This window comes from Halobacillus campisalis, from assembly GCF_030345335.1.
Taxonomy (GTDB): domain Bacteria; phylum Bacillota; class Bacilli; order Bacillales; family Halobacillaceae; genus Halobacillus_A; species Halobacillus_A campisalis.
The window spans coordinates 253656-274914 of record NZ_JAPVRC010000004.1; the positions used below are offsets into that span (position 1 = coordinate 253656).

Consider the following 21259-nt stretch of genomic DNA (forward strand, 5'->3'; position numbering starts at 1 on the left):
GATCACGTGAAGGAAGCTGTCATTGTAGCTGGAGCCAGGACACCTGTTGCCCGAGCGAAAAAAGGGGCGCTTGCCCATACTCGGCCTGACGATCTAGCTGCGTTAACAATAAAAGAGACTTTAAAAAGAGCTGGAAATTATGAAGGAAACATTGATGACGTAATCATTGGATGTGCCATGCCTGAAGCCGAACAGGGAATGAATATGGCTCGGAACATCGCGGGTTTGGCTGGACTTCATCATAAGGTTCCAGCCATTACGATTAACCGATATTGTTCTTCAGGTCTGCAAAGTATTGCTTATGCAGCAGAGAAGATTATGCTTGGTCATAGCAATGCGGCATTAGCAGGCGGAGCAGAATCAATGAGTCTGATACCGATGGGCGGTCACGTCATTAAACCGAATGTGCAGCTAGTTGAACAGGCCCCAGAATACTATATGTCGATGGGTCACACAGCTGAAGAAGTAGCAAATCGGTTCGGTATTTCGCGAGAAGATCAGGATGTCTTTGCGGCTGTGAGTCACAGGCGTGCCGAGGCAGCTATCAAAGAAGGGAAGTTCCAGGATGAAATTGTACCTGTGGAAGTAACAGATCGCACCTTGGGAGCTGACCACAAAATAAAGGAACATACGAGAACTTTTTCAGTGGATGAAGGTGTACGCCCAGGCACGACAGCAGAAGTGCTGGCGAAGCTGAAGCCTGCATTCTCTGTAAGAGGGTCCGTTACGGCAGGAAACTCTTCCCAAATGAGTGATGGAGCAGCTTCGGTTCTCGTGATGGACCGTGGAAAAGCAGAGGCAGAGGGATTAACCCCGCTCGTTAAATTCCGTTCCTTTGCTGTTGCTGGGGTGGAACCTGAAGTTATGGGAGTAGGTCCGATCGAAGCGGTTCCTAAAGCTTTAAAACAAGCTGGATTACAATTATCAGACATTGGCCTTTTTGAATTGAATGAAGCGTTCGCTTCTCAATCTTTGAAAGTCATTCGTGAACTCGGCCTTGATATCGATAAAGTGAATGTCAATGGGGGCGCAATTGCTTTAGGTCATCCGCTTGGATGTACAGGAACTAAGCTTACGTTAAGTTTGATTCATGAAATGAAAAGAAGAAATGAGCAGTTCGGTGTAGTCACCATGTGTATTGGCGGCGGAATGGGCGCAGCAGGTGTTTTCGAACTTATAAATTAGAGGAGGAACCATAATGAGTGAATTAAAAGAGATGATTAAAGGTGGAGGGTTTTTAGTAGAGGATTTAACTGCAGATGATGTCATTACACCTGAAGATTTCACAGATGAGCATTTGATGATTGCCAAAACGACTGAAGATTTCGTGTTAGGGGAAGTTGTACCTAAAATCGATAATCTGGAAAACCATGAGTTCGAACATTCAGTAGAACTTTTGAAAAAGGCGGGCGAATTAGGATTGCTGGGAGCGGATGTTCCAGAAGAATACGGCGGACTCCAGCTCGATAAGATCAGCTCCTCCCTCATCACTGAAAAGTTTTCCAGGGCGGGTGGTTTCTCTGTCACCCATGGAGCTCACGTAGGCATCGGCTCTCTTCCTATTGTCTTCTTCGGTAATGAAGAACAGAAACAAAAATACCTACCTGTATTGGCAACTGGTGAAAAAATAGCTGCTTACGCTCTTACAGAACCAGGATCAGGTTCAGATGCTTTAGGTGCGAAAACTACCGCCAAACTGAACGAAGCGGGTACTCATTATGTGTTAAACGGAGAGAAACAATGGATCACTAACTCCGCTTTTGCTGACGTATTTGTTGTTTACGCTAAGATTGATGGGGATAAATTCACAGCATTTATTGTAGAGAGAGATTACAATGGCGTCTCCACCGGGCCGGAAGAGAAGAAGATGGGGATTAAGAGTTCTTCTACTCGTACACTAGTCCTTGAAGATGCTGAAGTACCTGTTGATAATGTGCTCGGGGAAATAGGAAAAGGACACGTAATCGCATTTAACATATTGAATGTAGGACGTTATAAATTAGCAATTGGCGGAGTTGGAGGTTCTAAACGTGCGCTTGAATTAGCTGTTAAATATGCAAATGAACGCAAACAATTCAAAACACCGATCTCTCAATTTCCATTAATTCAAGAAAAGATGGCCACAATTGCTGCTAATACGTATGCGAATGAGAGCTCCGTGTATCGCACAGTCGGACTGTTTGAGCAAAGTATGGGGAAACTTTCTGAAGAAGAATTAAAAGACGGGAAAGCAGTAGCTAAAGTTATTGCTGAGTATGCTATCGAGTGTTCCCTCAATAAAGTCTTCGGTACTGAGCTATTAGATTTTGCAGTTGATGAAGCCGTGCAAATCCATGGTGGTTACGGTTTTATGCAGGAATATGAAGTGGAACGTATTTATCGTGACTCCAGAATCAACCGAATTTTCGAAGGGACAAACGAAATCAATCGCATGATTGTTCCGGGAACTTTGCTTAAAAAAGCAATGAAGGGTGAACTTCCACTGCTGCAAAAAGCTCAAGCCCTGCAAGAAGAAATCATGACGCTTATGCCTGAGGAGCCAGGGGATGGTGCCCTGGAACAAGAAAAGTATTTACTGAAAAATGCTAAGAAAATTGCTTTGTTAGCAGCAGGATTAGCTGCACAAAAATTCGGTGAGAAATTAGAAAATGAGCAAGAAATCCTTGTCAACATTGCTGATATCACGGGCGAAATTTACAATATGGAATCCGCTATCCTGAGAACTGATAAAGCTATTCAAAAAGGCGGGGAAGAAAAGAATTATCAAAAACTTCTTTACACCCAGGTTTATACTCAAGAAGCTTTCAATCGTATCGAAGCCCATGCGAAAGAAACTCTGATTGCTGCAGAATCCGGCGATTCACTTCGAATGATGCTTGGGGCTCTTCGTAAGCTAACGCGTCACACACCTACGAATGTTATTGCTAAGAAACGTGAAGTGGCTAAAACGCTTATTACTTCTCAAAAGTATATCGTTTAAATCATAACAAGCCGTGATCTAATGATCGCGGCTGTTTTTTGTAAAGTCATTATTGGGCAAAACCTTTATGAAAAATTCTTCACCATTAATGAATGATAAGTAAGAGCGGAGTATGGTAGAATAAGAATCAATAAGTGAGGAAGGGGGAATGATAGGAATGCCAGTGACTTTTTATTGGTACCCGAATTGCGGGACATGTAAGAAGGCAAAAAAATGGTTAGACGATCATAGTGTGGATTATAACGCTGTACATATCGTTGAAGAGACACCCAGTGAAGATGAATTAGCTTCTATCATTCGTACCAGTGACTTGCCCGCAAGGAAATTTTTCAATACGAGCGGAAAAAAATACAGAGAACTGAATATGAAAGAAAAGCTGAAAAATGCATCTGAAGAAGACATGATCAAATGGCTTGCAGCTGATGGTATGTTGATCAAGAGACCCATTGTCACAGATGGGGAGCGTGTCACTGTAGGTTTTAAAGAGGATCAATTCGAGCAAATTTGGAATTGATGAGCAGAACGTTGGCAATAAAAGCACAAAGCTTTTATGTTTATATTGTTGTAAATTATATCAATTTTAATCTGGAGGGGTTACCATGAGTTTACCAAAAGACTTACTTTATTCTGAAGAACACGAATGGGTTAAAAAAGAGGGCGAGAAAGTCCGTATAGGGATTACAGATTTTGCTCAATCCGAGTTAGGCGACATTGTATTTGTTGAACTACCGGAAGAAGGCGATACGGTTGAAGCAGACGAGCCATTCGGCAGTGTGGAATCCGTGAAAACTGTCTCAGAACTTTATGCACCCGTTACTGGTAAAGTAGTGGAAGTTAACGAAGAACTGGAAGACAGTCCGGAATATGTTAACGAGTCTCCATATGAGAAAGCCTGGATGATCGTCGTGGAGCCTAATGATACTTCTGAATTAGACGAGCTTATGTCTGCGGCAGATTACGAAGAAATGATTGACGAAGACTAAGCAAAGCCACAGTCATGCCCTGTTTACATAGGTACATGGCTTACATGATCACAGCTTTATATTAATCATGTACAGGCCGTGCTTCTCAGCATGGTCTGTTTCTATATAGTAGGTGATGACTTGAATGAGCGAATATTGATTGTAGAGGGCATTACGGATAAAAAGAAAATCAACAAAGTTTTAAAAACACCCGTTGAAATTCTGTGCACCCATGGGACTCTCGGAGTGGAGCGTATGGAAGAACTAATACTAGATCATAACCTCGACCATCGGCCTGTCTTTATCTTAGTAGATGAGGATGACTCTGGTAACAAACTGAGAAAACAACTCACTTCAGAGCTGCCTCATGCAGCCCATATTTACGTAGATAAAGCGTTTCGAGAAGTCGCTGCTACTCCAGAACACGAGTTGGCCAGGGCTTTATTAAGTCATCATTTTCAAGTGAAGCCTGTCTATCTTATCTGATTGTAGGAGGATTACCTTGCGTGGTTTAGAGGAGATCAATATCCCAGAAAAATTAAATTCGATGGAGTTAGGATTCATTTACATTTATTCGCCTTTCTGTGCGACTTGTCATCTGGCCCATACCATGCTGGAGACAATTGAGCACACTATGGAAGGTCAGATGTTTTGGGAATTGAATGCTTCTCTCCATCCAAAGTTTATGCAAAATTATCAAATAAAAAGTGTTCCCTGTCTATTAATTACTAATAATGGGGAAATTAAAGAAAAGATCTACGCTTTTCACTCTGTTCCATACATGTATGATAAGGTGAGAACTCATGTAAAAAAATAGCGGGTTCCCCCGTGAATTGACGAGAGATTTTCCTGGTTTTTAAAAGGGAATGCCTCCTTTGCTGCCGAAAAGTTAAGTAAGGCACAAAGGGGGTTTTTCTATGGAAAGCATAACTCATTGGATGAGAGAAGTTAATAATCGCAAAGATTTATTGAAAAAGTGGAAAGAGCGACCCATTGTGTTATTTATTTATGATAATGAAGATAGGATCCCCGTTACCATTGATTCTCAGCAGGTGCGTATCGATTTTGATTATGATTTCCACTGTCAGGTTCATATTGATGCCGATCCTGAAATCATGGAGCAAATTATCGAGGGGGAAGTAAAGCTGACTTCGCTTCCCTCTGCCAATGTCCATGTGGAAGGAAAGCTCAGAGATCTTCTGTACGTAGAGTCCTTATTCCTATTAGCTAGATAAGTTCTCCTATAGCTTGTACGATTTCCATGAAAGAGGCTTGATCACCGAATTGATAAGCTATATTGCCTTCCTGGTTAATGATGATTGTCGAAGGCACCCCTTGAGCTTTGTATAGGTTGTAAGTCTCAACGCCACTATCAGAAAGTGTCGGTTGTTTTAAAAATTTCTTCACATATTGTTTAGCGTCTTCTTCATTTCTTTCACGACCTGTTACGTTTATCGTGAGCATAGAAACCTTTTGATTATCCATAGTTCGATAAAGTTGTTCTTTCTTTGGAAGATCAACTCCGCAGTCCGGACACCAGGAAGTCCAAAACGTAAGAATGATAACTTTTCCTAAGTCTTGTTTTAAATCGTATAATTCTTCAGATTGAATATAAGGAAGTTGAAAACCGGGCGCTTTTCTCATTTTTTGCCCTCCTATTTTTGATTTGACGTATTACGATAACCATGCTAACATAAAATCTAATTTCATAGCGACATCTTCACTTATCCAGAGTGGCAGAGGGGACTGGCCCAATGAAGCCCGGCAACCGATTTTTTAAAATACGGTGCTACTTCCAGCAAAGCGAGAGCTTTGAGAGATGAGAAGAGGAACCAAAACTGTCTCTTCAATTTGTGAAGAGTTTTTTTATGGATGAAAATAGACTTCTCAGTTGACAGTTAGATATAGTCGGTGCTAGAATCCATCTTGGACCTTAAATGGTTTAGTGTATTAAACTGTTAAAAATATATCCTCTTATCTAGAGAGGCGGAGGGACTGGCCCGTTGATGCCCGGCAACCGTCATTTGATTCGTTCATTTGAATAGGTGCCAATTCCTGCAAAGTTTCGACTTTGGCAGATGAGAGAACAGATTCGAAAGTATAAAAGCTTTTCTGTTCTTATGCAGAAAAGCTTTTTTAGTTAGGAGGAAAAGCTTATGATATCGATTAAAGATTTAACTAAGGTATTTAAAACAAAAGATCAAGACGTACTTGCTGTCGACAAGTTGAATCTTTCCATAGACAAAGGTGAGATTTATGGGGTCATCGGTTACAGCGGTGCTGGAAAGAGTACGTTCATACGCCTTCTTAATCGCTTAGAAGAGCCTACCAGCGGTGAGATCGAGCTTAATGATCAAAATTTGACCGGATTAAGCAAAAGTAAATTAAGAGTGGCAAGACAGGAAATCGGCATGATTTTTCAGCACTTTAATTTATTATGGTCTCGTACTGTTTTTGATAATATCGCTTTTCCTTTAGAAATTGCGGGTGTTCCTAAGCAAAAGAGGGAGTCACGTGTTAATGAGTTAATTGATTTAGTAGGGCTGAGCGGACGCGGCAAGTCCTACCCATCGCAATTAAGTGGAGGACAAAAGCAGCGTGTAGGTATTGCCCGCGCCCTCGCTAATAATCCAAAAGTTCTGCTCTGTGATGAGGCAACTTCAGCCTTGGATCCGGAAACGACCGATTCAATCTTGGATCTGCTGGTAGATATCAATGAAAAGTTAGGGTTAACCATCGTACTGATCACTCATGAAATGCATGTTATTCGAAAAATATGCCACCGTGTAGCCGTCATGGAAAGTGGTAAAGTCGTGGAATCAGGAGATGTTCTTGATGTTTTCCTTCATCCTAAAGAAAAAGTAACGAAACGGTTTGTCGATCAGGTGATGGGAGATCCGGACCGTGAGAATTCGCTGGACGTGATTAATGAAAATTACCGAGCGGGTGAAGTCATACAACTTCATTTTGTCGGAGAGAATACTAACCAAGCGCTGATAAGTGATGTCTCTCGCAGATTTGCTGTAAATGTAAATATACTGCACGGTAAAATCACCCAGACTCAAAAAGGTGCATATGGTACTATGCTAGTGCAGATTGATGGAGAAGAAACTGAAGTCAAACAAGCTATCGCATATATGAAAACAACCTCAGTAGAAGTGGAGGTGAGTCCGGATGTTTGAGCAGTTATTTCCTAACGTAGAAATGGAAGATATGGTGGAAGCTACAAATGAAACATTGTATATGACATCAGTATCCGTAGCCGGAACGTTCATTCTAGGACTTGTACTCGGACTGCTTTTGTACTTATCCGGACCAGGAGGCATCTGGCAGAATAAACCTCTGAATTGGGTTACTGCCGCTTTCGTTAATGTGTTCCGTGCTATACCATTTATCATTTTGATTTTGCTATTATTTCCTTTTACTGACTTCCTTATGGGAACAATACGTGGTCCGGGAGCGGCCTTGCCTGCATTAATAATCGGCGGAGCCCCTTTCTATGCAAGGTTAGTGGAGATTGCACTGAAAGAAGTGGACAAAGGAGTGATAGAAGCAGCTAAATCTATGGGAGCCAGGAACCGAACAATTATATTTAAAGTATTGCTTCCTGAATCTATGCCAGCACTTATCTCTGGAATAACAGTGACGGCTATTGCCTTAATTAGTTACACGGCAGTTGCTGGCGTAATTGGCGCAGGCGGACTTGGAGACTTTGCTTATTTCTATGGTTTCCAGCGAAGAGCGTTCGATGTCGTAGCATTTTGTACAATTCTTATCATCATAATTGTATTTGTATTTCAATTTATCGGAGACTTCCTCTCACGTAAATTGGACAAAAGATAATTAATTATATAAAGGGGTAATCAAAAATGAGAAAAATATGGACAAGCTTATTATTCACTGCATTAGTGTTAGTGCTAGCCGCTTGTGGGTCTTCCGATGAAGGAAACTCCTCGGAGGAAGAAGGTGAAGGAGGACAGTCAGAAATTACAGTAGGTGCCTCCAGTACACCACACGCTGAAATATTACAAGAAGCACAGCCTTTACTTGAAGAAGAGGGCGTAACATTGGAAATTGAACAATATCAAGATTATATCTTCCCAAACCAGGATCTGAACGAGGGAACGATTGATGCTAACTACTTTCAGCACATTCCATATCTAGAAGATCAGCAAGCAGAAAATGAAGACTATGATTTCGTCAACTTAGGTGGTATTCACATTGAGCCGATGGGAATCTACTCTAAAGATTTTGAAAGCATTGATGAAGTGGAAGACGGTACGACTGTCTTGATGAGTAATTCAGTAGCCGATCACGGCCGTATTTTGTCACTTCTTGAAACTGAAGGTTTGATCACTTTAGATGAAGACGTAGAAAAAGTAGAAGCGACAGTGGACGATATTGCTGAAAACCCGAAAAATCTTGAATTTGATGCAGGTATTGATGCGGCACTTCTTCCAGAGAACTATGAGCGCGAAGATAACGTGCTAGTGGCGATTAACACAAACTATGCGATTGAAGCTGACTTGAATCCTAGTGAAGACGCTCTTATCCTAGAAGGATCAGAATCCCCTTATGTTAATGTGATCGCTGCAAACAGCGAAGATGAAGATAATGAAGCATTAAATACGTTGGTGGAAGTACTTCGTTCCGAAGAAATACAGTCTTTCATTGAAGAAGAATATGATGGAGCGGTTGTCCCGGTAAACGAATAATTATGAATGAAATGCGTTCTGCAGTTGATACTAACTTCAGAACGCATTTTTCTTTTATGAAAGGGGTAGTAATAAAATGAATCATCATGAAACGAATCATGACGTAAATCTTTCACAAGCATACTTACAGGAGTACAAGCATGGTATCGGGGTGTTTTCAGAAAAGATGCCGGAAGTAGCTCACGCATTCAGTGAGTTCTCAGAAGCGTGTTTTAAAGAGGGTGAGCTTTCAAAAAAATCCAAACAGCTGATAGCACTAGGGATTAGTATTGTTGCTCAAGATGAGTACTGTATGATTTATCATACAAAAGGCTGTATTGATCAAGGGGCTACAGAGCAAGAAGTGATGGAAGCTTGCAGTGTGGCAGCAGCATTCGGTGGAGGTGCAGCCCTTAGCCAAGCAGCAACCATTGTTCAGGACACCTTTAATGATTTAAAGGAACACTAACAAATAGATAGAAAATTAACGCAAATTGAATTAATCAGAATTAATCGATTGAAATAAGCGCTTACATTAAAATAAATAACTAAAAATAAAGTCATTCAGGTTTATTTGCTTTTTGGTTTGGGGTATTTACTATGGTAAGCTAAATAATGTAAAAATTCTGAAAGGATTGATTTATTATTACTGACCCATTAAGTTTGAATTATACTCCGGAGATGGAAAAGGCGATGCACCAAACGCATAATATGAGTTATGCAGAATACGGAAGCAACATAGATTACATGATGAATGTAGAAAAGAAACGCCAAAAAGAATTCGAACAAAGTCAGAAAATCATTGCCAGTCTCGATCGTCAATTGCATAAATAAATTGTAGAAAAATCAGGAAGTCTATAAGGGCTCCTGATTTTTTTAATTCCATAATGTTTGTTATCATAATAAGGAAGAAAATCAGCTGCTAAATCGTACTGGTTTTCTTGTCGAATCGTATAACTAAGGTCGTGAAATCAATGGAAATGAGTTGATATCACTTTCGAAATGATATAAGATTGTAATGAGAATAAATTGAGAATGGTTTTTGATCAATATCAACAACTGTAACAATCAAAATAGATACTGGAGGTAATATTTATGGCAGGATCAACTCTAGAAATTAAAGATCTTCACGTAGAAATCGAAGGTCAGGAAATTTTAAAAGGTGTAAATTTAACAGTAAACGGCGGAGAATTTCACGCTGTTATGGGACCGAACGGAACTGGTAAATCTACACTAGCATCAGCAGTTATGGGGCACCCTAAGTATGAAGTAACTCAAGGTCAAGTTTTCTTGGACGGGGAAAACGTGCTCGAAATGGAAGTTGATGAACGTGCGCAAGCTGGTCTATTCCTAGCAATGCAATATCCAAGTGAGATCAGCGGGGTCACTAACTCTGATTTCTTGAGATCCTCCATCAACGCCCGCCGCGAAGAAGGTGATGAAATTTCATTAATGAAATTCATCAAAGAGATGGATGAAGCTATGGATACTTTGGATATGGACAAAAACATGGCTCAGCGTTACTTGAATGAAGGTTTCTCAGGCGGTGAGAAAAAGCGTAATGAAATTTTACAATTAATGATGATCAAACCAGCGATTGCCATCTTGGATGAAATCGATTCTGGTCTTGATATTGACGCACTTAAAGTAGTAGCAAAAGGGATTAATGAAATGCGTAATGAGAACTTCGGCTGCTTAACTATCACTCACTACCAGCGCCTATTGAACTATATTACTCCAGATAAGGTTCACGTTATGATGCAAGGTCGTGTAGTGAAGACTGGCGGACCTGAGCTGGCTCAGCGTCTGGAAGCAGAAGGCTATGACTGGATTAAGCAAGAGCTAGGCATTGAGGACGAAACAATCGGTCAAAAAGCGTAATTAAGATAGGAGGGATACAATGACTGTAAAAGTCTCACTACCATTCGACAAAGATTATGTAACACAATTCTCTCAAGGCTTAAATGAACCAGACTGGATGAAAACCCTTCGTCTGAATGCATTTGATAAAGCAGAGTCTTTAGAAATGCCTAAGCCTGATAAAACGAACATCAAAGATTGGAACTTCACTGAATTCAAACACCATGCAGAAGGTGAAAAGATTGAATCCATTCATGATTTACCTTTTGAATTGATGAACCTGCTTGATCATGAAAAAGAACAGCAGAACTTGATCATTCAGCGGAACCATACAGTAGCTTTCTCAAGCTTCGATAAGAAACTTGAGGAGCAAGGTGTCATTTTCACTGATATACAATCTGCCATTCGTAACCACGGCAATTTAGTGGAAAAGTACTACATGACTGATGCTGTTCATGTGGATGAGCATAGATTAACAGCACTCCATGCTGCCCTAATGAACGGAGGAGTATTTGTTTACGTTCCTAAAAACGTAAACATTTCAGAACCTTTGCAAACGATTTTCTGGCAGGAAGATCCAGAGGCAGCATTGATCAACCATGTACTTGTTGTAGCTGAAGAAAATAGTTCAGTGACTTATGTTGAGAACTATACTTCTAATAACAAGGATGTTAAATCGTCTGCGAACAACGTTACAGAAGTGATTGCAAAAGCAGGCGCAAAGGTTTCATTCGGTGCCGTCGACAATTTTGAAGCGGGTACTACGGTATACACGAATAGACGTGGACTTGCTGACCGTGATGCGACGATCGAGTGGGCTCTTGGCCAAATGAACGAGGGAGATACCGTGTCAGAGAACATTACCCACCTTCTTGGTGATAACTCTCACTCTAACGCCAAAACCGTAGCCATTGGCAGAGGTACTCAAAAACAGAATTTCACAGCTAACATTACTCACTTTGGTAAAGGTTCTGACGGTTATATTCTGCAGCACGGCGTAATGAGAGATAAATCTTCGGGCATTTTCAATGGTATCGGAAAAATTGAACACGGCGCTTCAAAATCAAACGCAGAGCAAGAATCTCGTGTGCTCATGCTCAGTAAAGATGCACGCGGTGATGCGAATCCGATTTTACTCATTGATGAAGATGATGTGACGGCTGGCCACGCTGCTTCTGTTGGACGTGTAGATCCAATGCAGCTTTACTATCTGATGAGTAGAGGAATTTCCAAGTTTGAAGCTGAACGTTTGATCATTCATGGTTTCCTAGCGCCCGTCGTTAACCAACTTCCTGTAGAAGCTGTGAAACAGCAGATGAAACAGTTGATTGAAAGGAAAGTATATTAGTATGGATGTAAAAGCCGTTCGTGATGCTTTCCCGATTCTTCATCAGGAAGTGAATGGACATCCGCTAGTATACCTTGATTCCTCTGCAACTTCTCAGAAGCCTGCAAGCGTCATTGATAAAATCTCTGAATACTATCGTGGATATAATTCCAATGTTCACCGAGGTGTACACACCTTAGGAACTATTGCAACTGACGAATATGAAGGCGCACGTGAAAAAGTGCGTAAATTCATAAACGCTCATAGTACTCAGGAAGTCATTTTCACAAGGGGAACGACTACTTCCATTAATACAGTGGCAGCCAGCTATGGGCGTGCAAACCTCCAGGAGGATGATGAAATCGTCATTACCCCAATGGAGCATCACAGCAATATCATCCCATGGCAGCAGATAGCTAAGGAAACGGGAGCTTCCCTTAAATATATTCCGTTACAGCCAGATGGAACTATTTCTTTAGAGGATGCAGAGACAACTATTACAGAAAAAACAAAAATAGTTGCTATCATGCACGTATCTAACGTGCTTGGAACTATTAACCCTGTCAAAGAACTTGCAGCGATCGCCCATAAAAACGATGCAGTCATGTTAGTTGATGGAGCTCAAGGAGCTCCGCATATGAAAATTGATGTGCAGGACTTAGATTGTGACTTTTATGCTTTTTCTGGACATAAAATGTGCGGTCCTACTGGAATAGGTGTTCTTTATGGAAAGAAAGAGCTGCTGAAAGAAATGGAGCCTGTCGAATTCGGCGGTGAAATGATTGATTTCGTCAATTTGTATGATTCTACTTGGAAAGAGCTCCCTTGGAAATTTGAAGGAGGGACCCCGATTATAGCTGGCGCTGTTGGACTTGGCGCTGCAATTGATTTTCTTAATGAAATCGGACTTGATGAAATTGAAGAACATGAGCATAAACTTGTTCAATATGCTCAAAAGCAAATGAGCACCATAGAGGGATTGACCATTTATGGTCCTGAGCAAAGAGCTGGACTAGTGACGTTCAATATATCAGATGTCCATCCTCATGATTTAGCTACGGTCCTTGATGCAGAAGGTATTGCCGTAAGGGCTGGTCACCATTGCGCTCAGCCTCTTATGAGATGGCTCGATGTAACAGCGACAGCGAGAGCGAGCTTCTATCTGTATAACACGGAAGAAGATGTAGATCGCCTTGTGCAGGGATTACAAACAACAAAGGAGTATTTTGGCGATGTCTTTTAATAATTTAGATACGCTATACCGCCAAGTTATTATGGATCATTATAAAAATCCTCGTAACCGCGGTGCAGTTGAGGGTGATCATTTGACCGTAGACATGAACAATCCTACGTGCGGTGACCGAATCCAATTGCAGCTGCAAGTTGAAGACGGTATCGTTGAAGATGCCAAGTTTGATGGTGAAGGATGCTCCATCAGTATGTCTTCAGCATCAATGATGACACAGGCGATAAAAGGTAAATCCGTTGATGAAGCCTTGAAAATGTCACATGTTTTTTCTGAAATGATGTTGGGAAATGATGTAGAGAATGATAATCTTGACTTAGGGGATATTGAAGCCCTGCAAGGTGTGGCAAAATTCCCTGCGAGAATTAAATGTGCAACATTAGCATGGAAGGCAATGGAAAAAGGTGTCGACGAAGAGGAAGCTTAATTGCTTGATATACCAAAAGGAGGTATTTAACCATGGCTAAGAAAGCGCCAGAAGTCGGAGAGTATCAATATGGTTTCCATGAAAGAGATGTTTCCATTTTCCGTACTCAAAAAGGCTTGACTAAAGAAGTTGTTAAACAAATTTCTGATTATAAAGAAGAACCTAAATGGATGCTCGATTTTCGTTTGAAAGCACTCGAGCAATTTTATAAAATGCCTATGCCTCAGTGGGGCGGCGATTTATCTGAACTTCACTTTGATGAAATCACCTACTATGTCAAACCGTCTGAGCGTTCCGAACGTTCTTGGGATGAAGTACCTGAGGAAATTAAAAATACGTTCGATCGTCTAGGTATTCCAGAAGCGGAGCAAAAATACCTTTCAGGTGTTTCTGCGCAATACGAATCTGAAGTAGTTTATCATAACATGGAGAAAGACCTGGAAGATTTAGGTGTTATCTTTAAAGATACGGATTCTGCACTTAAAGAGAACGAAGATATCTTTAGAGAATATTTCGCTAAAGTCATTCCAGCTTCAGATAATAAGTTTTCTGCATTAAACTCTGCAGTTTGGTCCGGCGGCTCTTTCATATATGTGCCAAAGGATACAAAAGTAGCAACACCGCTGCAAGCTTATTTCCGAATTAACTCAGAGAATATGGGACAGTTCGAAAGAACCCTGATTATCGCTGATGAAGGGTCTTCTGTACACTATGTTGAGGGTTGTACAGCTCCGACATATTCTTCAAGTTCTCTGCATAGTGCAGTTGTTGAAATTTTTGTTAAGAAAAATGCTTATTGCCGTTACACGACTATTCAGAACTGGGCAAACAATGTGTATAACCTGGTAACGAAGCGTGCTGTGGCTGATGAGAATGCGACAATGGAATGGGTAGATGGCAACCTTGGTTCCAAATTGACGATGAAGTATCCTGCTGTCATCCTTAAAGGCGAAGGTGCACGTGGAATGACTTTATCCATTGCACTTGCCGGAAAAGGCCAGCACCAGGATGCGGGAGCTAAAATGCACCACTTAGCACCTAACACTTCATCCACCATTGTGTCGAAGTCTATTTCTAAGCATGGCGGTAAAGTGACGTACCGAGGAATTGTTCAATTCGGACGTAAAGCAGAAGGAGCAAGATCCAATATTGAGTGTGATACTCTGATTATGGATAATAAGTCTACTTCTGATACAATTCCTTACAATGAAATAATGAATGAAAATATTTCACTGGAGCACGAAGCGAAAGTATCCAAGGTTTCTGAAGAGCAGCTCTTCTACTTGATGAGCCGCGGACTTTCAGAAGAGGAAGCTACGGAAATGATCGTAATGGGCTTCATCGAACCATTTACGAAAGAGCTTCCAATGGAATACGCTGTAGAAATGAACCGCCTGATCAAGTTCGAAATGGAAGGTTCAATCGGATAGTTTTTCTTTTAAAGAACCGTACAGGTGCACTTAGCCTGTACGGTTTCTTCTTGTTTCTTAATGGAAATACTATGTTTTGGGTGGTTTTTATGTCCCAGAATCGTCTTTCAATAATATGTATTTTAAATTAAAGGCTATGTTAAAGCTGGTTGTTGATGGTCATAAGAGAGTTATTCATTAATATGGCAGGATAGTGCAAGACTTGATTTCGAGACATTGGGTGAGTGGATCAGGGCGGCGGGAAATGGCTCGCCCGTGGGAGTGAAGTGAGCCTCCTCGGGCTGTGGGATATCTGCTGTTCCGTCATCATGACGAGTAGAAGGTGGTTTTAGGAATGGACTCGCTTTCCGTGGGAGTGCAGTGAGCTTCCTCAGGCTGCCGCCTTCCGGGATCTCACCAATCACTCTCATCCCACAGGAGTCTCGCCCATTCCTAAAACCACCTAACTTATATTAAGAGACGGAACTAAGAAAAGAGAAGCAAAAAACTCTCTTGTACCAACGTTTCCGCCGCCCCTCACTATAGATGTGCTTCTCGAAAACGCCTGTATAAGAACTTTCTTACTTAAAGTGGGAACATTAAACTCCAGTTCTATAGTTATTACATTTTAGTTTTAAAATTACTGCACGCACTTTAAGGTAGTTTCAAGCATCTTCTCACTTACACAGTCTCGCTAGTTATCACTCAAAAGCAGTTATTTACTATATGAAGCACCACAAACGCAAGAAGGTCCGGGAAATTGCGAGACTCCTATGGGATGACAGTACAGGGTGAGATCACACAGGGCGTTAGCCCGAGGAAGCTCACCGTACGCCCATGGAAAGCGAGTGATTTTCCGGACATTCAAGCACTATTTTTATGGCGAAAACAGGACGGACTTCTCGAAACTGAGTCTTCCACTAAAGGGACCATATATGAATAACACACGGAAATTTACCAGAGCCAAATAAAAAAATATCGAAGAGCCCTTACTGAGCTGTTGAAAAAACAAGGATCCTGAAATACCTGAAGATGAGAATAGTACTTCATATTACAAGGATGTTTTCGTCATAGAAAACGTGATACTATAATAATATCTTAAATATAGATAGAAGGTTACGTATGTTAATTGCACTTTCATTACTCATAGGATTTATATCAGCATTCATAGGAAGTGTAGCAGGTCTAGGCGGCGGAGTGATTTTAGTTCCTATACTGCTATTCCTTGCAGATCATTTAGAATCATTTCACTGGGCAACCCCGCAGACTATAGTCGGGGTGTCTCTAGTCGTGATGGTATTTACGGGACTGTCTTCGGCGCTTTCCTACCTTAAACATAATCGAGTGGATTTGAAATTAGGATTTATTTTAATGTTGGGAAGTATTCCAGGCGGGATAGCGGGATCCTGGCTGAACCAGTTTTTCCAAACGGACTTGTTTGCTTTACTTTTCGGGGCCGTTATGATTGGGGTATCCCTCGTTTTCTTTCTGCCAAGGAAGGAGCCTGAAGCTGAGGGTGAAACGGGCGGATTTTCTAGAAAAAAAGTGATTGATGGACAGACTTTCCAGTATAGCTTTCCTCTAACCTTAAGCATATTATTTGCCTTTGGAGTAGGAATACTTTCAGGCTTACTTGGTATAGGGGGAGGATCGCTTATTGTGCCTGCTTTGATTCTCATGTTCCAAATCCCTCCGCATATCGCCACAGCTACATCCATGTTCATTATATTTTTCTCAAGTATTACAAGTTCAGCAACCCATGTGTTTTTAGGGCATGTAGATTGGATAAATACTTTGTTATTTATTCCTGGTGCTTACCTCGGGGGGACTGCAGGGGCTATGCTGAACAGAAAGTTAAATAGTAATGCAGTCGAATGGTTTTTAAGAGTCTTACTTATCTTAATAGGAATTCGGTTAATTTGGCAGGGAATTGGATAAGGAGAAATGAATATGAAAGAAAAAATCTTTTTATACTACACAAGTGACCTGCACAGCCATTTTGAAAATTGGCCGCAGATTGTGGGTTATTTCAACAAGAAAAAGAGCAAGCACGAAGAACGGAATGAAACGTATTGGCTCCTCGATAATGGGGATCATGCGGACCGTTTTCATCCTATTACTGAGGGACTCATGGGAAAAGGAAATGTGGAGTTATTGAATGAGGCAGGCTATAGCTTCGCAAACCTTGGAAACAATGAAGGAATCACACTCTCTCATGATGATTTATACCATTTATATGACGAAGCTGATTTTGATGTCGTTTGCTCAAACCTCCATATGCTGCAAGGAGAAAAACCAAATTGGCTGAAACCTTATGTAATAAAAGAAACAGTAAAAGGCACAAAAGTAGGTGTCCTTGGACTCACTGCTCCATTTGAAACATTTTATAAAATGCTTGGCTGGTCGATCGAGCCGCCCCTTGAAGCTCTTGAGCGCTATTATAAAGAGATTCTTGAGCAAGCGGATATTTTTGTGCTGCTTTCCCACTTAGGAATCCACGATGATGAAAATATTGCACAGAACTATCCAGGAATCGATGTCATTATAGGGGGACATACTCATCACCTTTTTCAAAATGGTGAACATTATGGTGACTCGATTCTCACCGCAGCTGGAAAGTATGGAACTCATCTAGGCGAGGTAATCCTTGAATGGGATCATATTGACCAAAAGCTTACAAAAAAAGAAGCTTACGCCGTATCTACGGAAAGCTTATCAAAGGATCATAAGGTGATGAAAGACGTTGAAATGATGAAGGACAGAGCTGTAAAACACCTACAGGAAGTTGTAACGACTTTATCGAGTCCACTGCACGTTGCCTGGTTCAAACAAACACCTCTCATGAAAAGCTTGACTGAAGAATTGCAGCGATGGACAGGCGCAGACATCGGAATGTTAAATGCCGGTGTTCTGCTTGATAATCTTGGCGAGGGAGAAGTCACTTACGAAGATGTCCATCGCATATGTCCACATCCCATGAATCCGTGTAAAGTGGAAGTAACCGGAGAAGAGCTTCTAGAAATCATAAGAGTGGGTCATACAAAAAAATTGACAGAAATACGGTTAAAAGGGCTAGGTTTCCGGGGAGAAGTGATCGGTTCGATGATATTTACTGGAGTAGATATTGAAACTATCGCTTCGACAGACGGGGAAGTCAGAGTGCGCAAAGTAACATTCGGTGGGCAGCCTCTGAACCGTAAGGAAATGTACACTTTAGCAACGGCGGACACTTTTACTTTCGGAAGGCTATTTCCCGAAATTGCTTACTCGAAAAAGAAAGTTTATTATATGCCGGAGTTGTTAAGAGATGTATTGGCCAAAGCTTTGACCGATTATCAAACCGAAACGGAAAGGTAATAAGCATTTAGAATTTTAGATAAAACGAATTTCAAAAGCGTTAGTTGTAAACCCCTTTGACTTATCATATAGATAGGTCAGGAGGGGTTGTTTAATGAGCAAATATAGGGGGCGTGCTCCTTCGTTCGGTAAAAGGTTATTATTAACCTTTGTATTTTTTATATTGTTCACAGGTGTCTGTTTAGTTATTGTTGATCGCGGTATTACTCCGACGTTGGAAGAAATTGCAGAAACGAAAGCTCAACAGCTTGCTAGAGATGCGATTAATGAAGCAGTCAGCAAACAGATTTCTGAAGAAATACAATTCGATGACCTCGTTAGGATGGAGAAAGATAATGAAGGAAACATAGTATATATGGGCTGGAACTCAGTGGTCGTAAACAGAACTTTGAGAAATACCACGCTGAGGGTGCAGAATTTCCTTAAGCGTATGGAATTGAATGAGCTGCCTCTTGAAGATACCACCTTGGATGCGGACGTGTTTCCAGGTGAGGAAACGAGTGAGGAATTGGGAGAAGAACCGGCTACTCTCATAGAAATTCCGGTTGGTCTTGCTACAAATAATTCGATTCTCTCCAACTTGGGTCCTAAAATCCCCGTACAATTGAGAGTTATTGGAGATGTCCAGTCGCAGTTCAAAAATGAAATTACGGAGTATGGTATAAACTCCGCACATTTTCAACTATCCATTAATTTTACAGTCAGTTTGAGAGTGGTCATCCCATTTTCCACTGAAACTACAGTTGTTAGTAATGATATTCCTATCGATTCTAGCACCATAATGGGAGAAGTACCTCAATTTTTCAATGAGACAGGTGAAACTGGAAAATCACCAACTTTTTCTTACCCAATGGAACCCTTGCAATAAAGGGTTTCACCTGATAGAATGTTTAAGAATTAAATATGCGTGACCTTATCAGATCGGTGAGGTAGAGGCGCAGGCTTCATTAGTATTCAGTGGGAGCGGGCAGCTAAGATCACATGAAGAAAGGGAAGACTTGCCGAAGTTTATTTGAGTCGTCAGCTCTTATAAACTGGTATATGTCTGAAGAAGAGATATACTGTCATGCAGCTTTTCGGGTGCATGGTGCGCTACTGATCGAAATGGAGGATAATCCAATTGCTTACAAGGCAATGGTAGATTATTTTCTATCATTGTCTTTTTGTATGCATTTTTATCTATTAGGTTTAGCCCCTGTGTCATGAAGACACGCCGCTGTACTTAACATTCCCCATTTTTTCACAGTAGATTCCACACGACCCGTCATCATCATTAGATTTTACGGAGGGGAACCACATGGAAGGAACGATTTATTCACTTATTCCTGCAGTACTCATGCTTATTCTTGTCATAGCTACAAGAAAAGTCATTTTATCACTGGGTGCCGGAATTATTTTAGGTGCCTTAATGTTATCTCAGTTCAATATATTAGAAGGAGCTCAAGCGATTTGGTCTAATTTTTACTCCATATTCATTAGTGAAGGTGCGTTGAATACTGGAAATTTATATTTATTGACCTTTTTACTTTTGTTAGGTGTAACGACCGCGTTTATGACGGCTTCAGGAGGCAGCAGAGCTTTCGGCCGCTGGGCGGTACAACGAATCCAAACTCGCAGAGGAGCTAAGCTGGTCCCGGCTTTATTAGGAATCATCATTTTTATAGATGATTACTTTAATGCGTTAGCGGTTGGCCAAGTGGCTAGACCTGTAACTGACCGCTATAAAATCTCCCGGGCTAAGCTTGCTTATTATATTGATTCGACTTCAGCTCCTATTACGGTCATATCCCCGATTTCGAGCTGGGGAGCCTATATCATCGGTACGATCGGAAGTATATTAGCAGCTAATGAAATTGTGCAATATCAAGCATTAGAAGCTTTTGTCAAAATGATCCCTGCAAATCTGTACGTTTTTGCCGCTTTATTATTAGTTTTTTTAACTATTTTCTTAAAATTGGATCTCGGGGCTATGCGTACTCATGAAAGAAGAGCAGTGTCTACTGGTGAGTTGACTAATCCGAAGAATGGTGTAGCTCCTGGAGATTTAAATAATGAATTCAAAGAGCATGAGCACGGTCGAATTTCACACTTAGTAATGCCGATTGCCGCTCTGATTCTTGGAACAGTGGGGTCAATGATCGTCACTGGTATGCAAAATACTGAAGGAAATGTAAGCCTTCTAAGCATATTTGAAAATACCAATGTCAATATTTCCTTATTTATCGGTGGTCTGGTTGCTGTCCTTGTATCTGCTGGATTGTATATTAAACAGCCGGAGCCTAAATCCGGTATGGGCCATGTAACTTTTGAAGGATTCAAAGCTATGCTTCCAGCTATTTATATTTTAATTTTCGCCTGGATGATTGGGGATGTTATCGGGCAATTGGAAACAGGAGAATATTTGGCAGAACAAGTGGAACGTTCTTCGATCAGTAACGCATACCTGCCACTACTTCTATTTATTGTTTCAGGATTCATGGCCTTATCCACAGGTACATCATGGGGTACTTTTGGAATTATGCTTCCAATAGCCGGAGAGATTGCTGCAGTTACTGATGTTACATTGATCTTACCGGCATTATCTGCTGTGCTTGCTGGCGCTGTGTTCGGAGATCACTGTTCCCCTATTTCGGATACGACGATTTTGTCGTCAACTGGTGCAGGTTCAAACCATATTGATCACGTAATAACACAGTTGCCTTATGCTTTGATTGCGGCGTTTGCAGCTTCAGTAGGATATATTGTCCTAGGGTTCACTGGGCAAATCCTGCTTCCGCTCATTGTCACATTAGCTATTGTAATTTTAATAAGTCTATTGACCCACATAGTATTACGTAGTAAAACGATAAAGGATTAAACAAAGGACAAAGAAGTGCGACAAATGTACTTCTTTGTCTTTTTTATTGATTTTTTTGGAAAATTAATAATTTTATAATATTACTTTGACAAGCCTATGGGGTATGGTTATAATTTAAACAGCAATAATCAGAAAAAAAC

The 21259-nt window shown here is 41.0% G+C and carries 22 protein-coding genes and 3 riboswitches; of the genes, 21 read left to right on the forward strand and 1 reads right to left on the reverse strand.

Going from position 1 to position 21259, the window contains the following annotated elements:
* Positions 1-6: 6 nt before the first annotated feature.
* The 7 genes from O2Q26_RS11035 (at position 7) to O2Q26_RS11065 (ending at position 5177) form a co-directional block, all read left to right on the forward strand.
* Positions 7-1185: an acetyl-CoA C-acetyltransferase gene (locus O2Q26_RS11035; protein ID WP_289215951.1), complete on the forward strand. Its 1179-nt coding sequence runs from the start codon at positions 7-9 to the stop codon at positions 1183-1185.
* A gap of 13 nt (positions 1186-1198) precedes the next feature.
* Complete coding sequence (locus O2Q26_RS11040; RefSeq protein ID WP_289215952.1) at positions 1199-2980, forward strand: acyl-CoA dehydrogenase FadE; 1782 nt, start codon at positions 1199-1201, stop codon at positions 2978-2980.
* A gap of 157 nt (positions 2981-3137) precedes the next feature.
* Entirely contained in the window at positions 3138-3494 is a 357-nt protein-coding gene (locus O2Q26_RS11045; protein WP_289215953.1) for an arsenate reductase family protein, read from the forward strand.
* Between the two features lie 85 nt (positions 3495-3579).
* Positions 3580-3963, forward strand: coding sequence for a glycine cleavage system protein GcvH (gene gcvH, locus O2Q26_RS11050; RefSeq protein WP_289215954.1), 384 nt, complete (start codon positions 3580-3582; stop codon positions 3961-3963).
* 90 nt (positions 3964-4053) lie between these two features.
* Positions 4054-4428 (forward strand): toprim domain-containing protein, encoded by a 375-nt coding sequence (locus O2Q26_RS11055; RefSeq protein ID WP_289215955.1) that lies wholly within the window; start codon positions 4054-4056, stop codon positions 4426-4428.
* Between the two features lie 16 nt (positions 4429-4444).
* Positions 4445-4759, forward strand: coding sequence for a thioredoxin family protein (locus O2Q26_RS11060; protein WP_289215956.1), 315 nt, complete (start codon positions 4445-4447; stop codon positions 4757-4759).
* 100 nt (positions 4760-4859) lie between these two features.
* Positions 4860-5177: a hypothetical protein gene (locus tag O2Q26_RS11065; protein ID WP_289215957.1), complete on the forward strand. Its 318-nt coding sequence runs from the start codon at positions 4860-4862 to the stop codon at positions 5175-5177.
* On the opposite strand, the gene O2Q26_RS11070 is transcribed toward O2Q26_RS11065, so the two are convergent.
* The gene (locus O2Q26_RS11070) at positions 5170-5586 is read right to left on the reverse strand and encodes a TlpA family protein disulfide reductase (protein ID WP_289215958.1); all 417 of its coding nucleotides are present in this window, start codon (positions 5584-5586) and stop codon (positions 5170-5172) included. The genes O2Q26_RS11065 and O2Q26_RS11070 overlap by 8 nt on opposite strands.
* 77 nt (positions 5587-5663) lie before the next feature.
* Positions 5664-5768: riboswitch (SAM riboswitch) on the forward strand.
* 145 nt (positions 5769-5913) lie between these two features.
* Positions 5914-6027, forward strand: a riboswitch (SAM riboswitch).
* Between the two features lie 71 nt (positions 6028-6098).
* Between O2Q26_RS11070 and O2Q26_RS11075 the strand changes: the two genes are divergently transcribed.
* The 14 genes from O2Q26_RS11075 (at position 6099) to O2Q26_RS11140 (ending at position 21119) form a co-directional block, all read left to right on the forward strand.
* A complete protein-coding gene (locus tag O2Q26_RS11075) occupies positions 6099-7124 on the forward strand; it encodes a methionine ABC transporter ATP-binding protein (RefSeq protein WP_289215959.1) in 1026 nt (341 codons plus the stop codon).
* Positions 7117-7785, forward strand: coding sequence for a methionine ABC transporter permease (locus tag O2Q26_RS11080; RefSeq protein WP_289215960.1), 669 nt, complete (start codon positions 7117-7119; stop codon positions 7783-7785). Before O2Q26_RS11075 ends, O2Q26_RS11080 begins: the two co-directional genes overlap by 8 nt.
* A gap of 26 nt (positions 7786-7811) precedes the next feature.
* A complete protein-coding gene (locus tag O2Q26_RS11085) occupies positions 7812-8657 on the forward strand; it encodes a MetQ/NlpA family ABC transporter substrate-binding protein (RefSeq protein ID WP_289215961.1) in 846 nt (281 codons plus the stop codon).
* 76 nt (positions 8658-8733) lie between these two features.
* Positions 8734-9105 carry a carboxymuconolactone decarboxylase family protein gene (locus tag O2Q26_RS11090; protein WP_289215962.1) on the forward strand — a complete coding sequence of 124 codons (372 nt, stop codon included), beginning with the start codon at positions 8734-8736 and terminating at the stop codon, positions 9103-9105.
* A gap of 224 nt (positions 9106-9329) precedes the next feature.
* Positions 9330-9470 carry a YuzK family famiily protein gene (locus tag O2Q26_RS11095; protein ID WP_289215963.1) on the forward strand — a complete coding sequence of 47 codons (141 nt, stop codon included), beginning with the start codon at positions 9330-9332 and terminating at the stop codon, positions 9468-9470.
* Positions 9471-9731: 261 nt separating this feature from the next.
* Positions 9732-10517: a Fe-S cluster assembly ATPase SufC gene (gene sufC / locus O2Q26_RS11100; protein ID WP_289215964.1), complete on the forward strand. Its 786-nt coding sequence runs from the start codon at positions 9732-9734 to the stop codon at positions 10515-10517.
* A gap of 19 nt (positions 10518-10536) precedes the next feature.
* Entirely contained in the window at positions 10537-11844 is a 1308-nt protein-coding gene (gene sufD, locus O2Q26_RS11105) for a Fe-S cluster assembly protein SufD (protein ID WP_289215965.1), read from the forward strand.
* Between the two features lies 1 nt (position 11845).
* Positions 11846-13066 carry a cysteine desulfurase gene (locus O2Q26_RS11110; protein ID WP_289215966.1) on the forward strand — a complete coding sequence of 407 codons (1221 nt, stop codon included), beginning with the start codon at positions 11846-11848 and terminating at the stop codon, positions 13064-13066.
* Positions 13056-13496, forward strand: coding sequence for a Fe-S cluster assembly sulfur transfer protein SufU (gene sufU, locus O2Q26_RS11115; RefSeq protein ID WP_289215967.1), 441 nt, complete (start codon positions 13056-13058; stop codon positions 13494-13496). Before O2Q26_RS11110 ends, sufU begins: the two co-directional genes overlap by 11 nt.
* A 32-nt stretch (positions 13497-13528) precedes the next feature.
* On the forward strand, positions 13529-14926 hold the full coding sequence (sufB, locus tag O2Q26_RS11120; protein WP_289215968.1) for a Fe-S cluster assembly protein SufB: 1398 nt from the start codon (positions 13529-13531) through the stop codon (positions 14924-14926).
* A gap of 1101 nt (positions 14927-16027) precedes the next feature.
* Positions 16028-16843 (forward strand): sulfite exporter TauE/SafE family protein, encoded by an 816-nt coding sequence (locus tag O2Q26_RS11125; protein WP_289215969.1) that lies wholly within the window; start codon positions 16028-16030, stop codon positions 16841-16843.
* 12 nt (positions 16844-16855) lie between these two features.
* The gene (locus O2Q26_RS11130; RefSeq protein WP_289215970.1) at positions 16856-18262 is read left to right on the forward strand and encodes a bifunctional metallophosphatase/5'-nucleotidase; all 1407 of its coding nucleotides are present in this window, start codon (positions 16856-16858) and stop codon (positions 18260-18262) included.
* A gap of 94 nt (positions 18263-18356) precedes the next feature.
* Complete coding sequence (gene yunB / locus O2Q26_RS11135; protein WP_289215971.1) at positions 18357-19130, forward strand: sporulation protein YunB; 774 nt, start codon at positions 18357-18359, stop codon at positions 19128-19130.
* 54 nt (positions 19131-19184) lie between these two features.
* Positions 19185-19365: riboswitch (Lysine riboswitch) on the forward strand.
* Positions 19366-19559: 194 nt separating this feature from the next.
* Entirely contained in the window at positions 19560-21119 is a 1560-nt protein-coding gene (locus tag O2Q26_RS11140) for a Na+/H+ antiporter NhaC family protein (RefSeq protein ID WP_289215972.1), read from the forward strand.
* Positions 21120-21259 lie beyond the last annotated feature (140 nt).

Coding starts and splice junctions, on each gene's coding strand:
- sufU (WP_289215967.1), top strand. CDS start 13,056: ATGTCTTTTAATAATTTAGATACGCTATACCGCCAAGTTATTATGGAT.
- O2Q26_RS11110 (WP_289215966.1), top strand. CDS start 11,846: ATGGATGTAAAAGCCGTTCGTGATGCTTTCCCGATTCTTCATCAGGAA.
- gcvH (WP_289215954.1), top strand. CDS start 3,580: ATGAGTTTACCAAAAGACTTACTTTATTCTGAAGAACACGAATGGGTT.
- O2Q26_RS11070 (WP_289215958.1), bottom strand. CDS start 5,586: ATGAGAAAAGCGCCCGGTTTTCAACTTCCTTATATTCAATCTGAAGAA.
- O2Q26_RS11065 (WP_289215957.1), top strand. CDS start 4,860: ATGGAAAGCATAACTCATTGGATGAGAGAAGTTAATAATCGCAAAGAT.
- O2Q26_RS11080 (WP_289215960.1), top strand. CDS start 7,117: ATGTTTGAGCAGTTATTTCCTAACGTAGAAATGGAAGATATGGTGGAA.
- O2Q26_RS11040 (WP_289215952.1), top strand. CDS start 1,199: ATGAGTGAATTAAAAGAGATGATTAAAGGTGGAGGGTTTTTAGTAGAG.
- yunB (WP_289215971.1), top strand. CDS start 18,357: ATGAGCAAATATAGGGGGCGTGCTCCTTCGTTCGGTAAAAGGTTATTA.
- sufD (WP_289215965.1), top strand. CDS start 10,537: ATGACTGTAAAAGTCTCACTACCATTCGACAAAGATTATGTAACACAA.
- sufB (WP_289215968.1), top strand. CDS start 13,529: ATGGCTAAGAAAGCGCCAGAAGTCGGAGAGTATCAATATGGTTTCCAT.
- O2Q26_RS11045 (WP_289215953.1), top strand. CDS start 3,138: ATGCCAGTGACTTTTTATTGGTACCCGAATTGCGGGACATGTAAGAAG.
- O2Q26_RS11085 (WP_289215961.1), top strand. CDS start 7,812: ATGAGAAAAATATGGACAAGCTTATTATTCACTGCATTAGTGTTAGTG.
- O2Q26_RS11130 (WP_289215970.1), top strand. CDS start 16,856: ATGAAAGAAAAAATCTTTTTATACTACACAAGTGACCTGCACAGCCAT.
- O2Q26_RS11140 (WP_289215972.1), top strand. CDS start 19,560: ATGGAAGGAACGATTTATTCACTTATTCCTGCAGTACTCATGCTTATT.
- O2Q26_RS11095 (WP_289215963.1), top strand. CDS start 9,330: ATGCACCAAACGCATAATATGAGTTATGCAGAATACGGAAGCAACATA.
- sufC (WP_289215964.1), top strand. CDS start 9,732: ATGGCAGGATCAACTCTAGAAATTAAAGATCTTCACGTAGAAATCGAA.
- O2Q26_RS11075 (WP_289215959.1), top strand. CDS start 6,099: ATGATATCGATTAAAGATTTAACTAAGGTATTTAAAACAAAAGATCAA.
- O2Q26_RS11055 (WP_289215955.1), top strand. CDS start 4,054: ATGGTCTGTTTCTATATAGTAGGTGATGACTTGAATGAGCGAATATTG.
- O2Q26_RS11090 (WP_289215962.1), top strand. CDS start 8,734: ATGAATCATCATGAAACGAATCATGACGTAAATCTTTCACAAGCATAC.
- O2Q26_RS11125 (WP_289215969.1), top strand. CDS start 16,028: ATGTTAATTGCACTTTCATTACTCATAGGATTTATATCAGCATTCATA.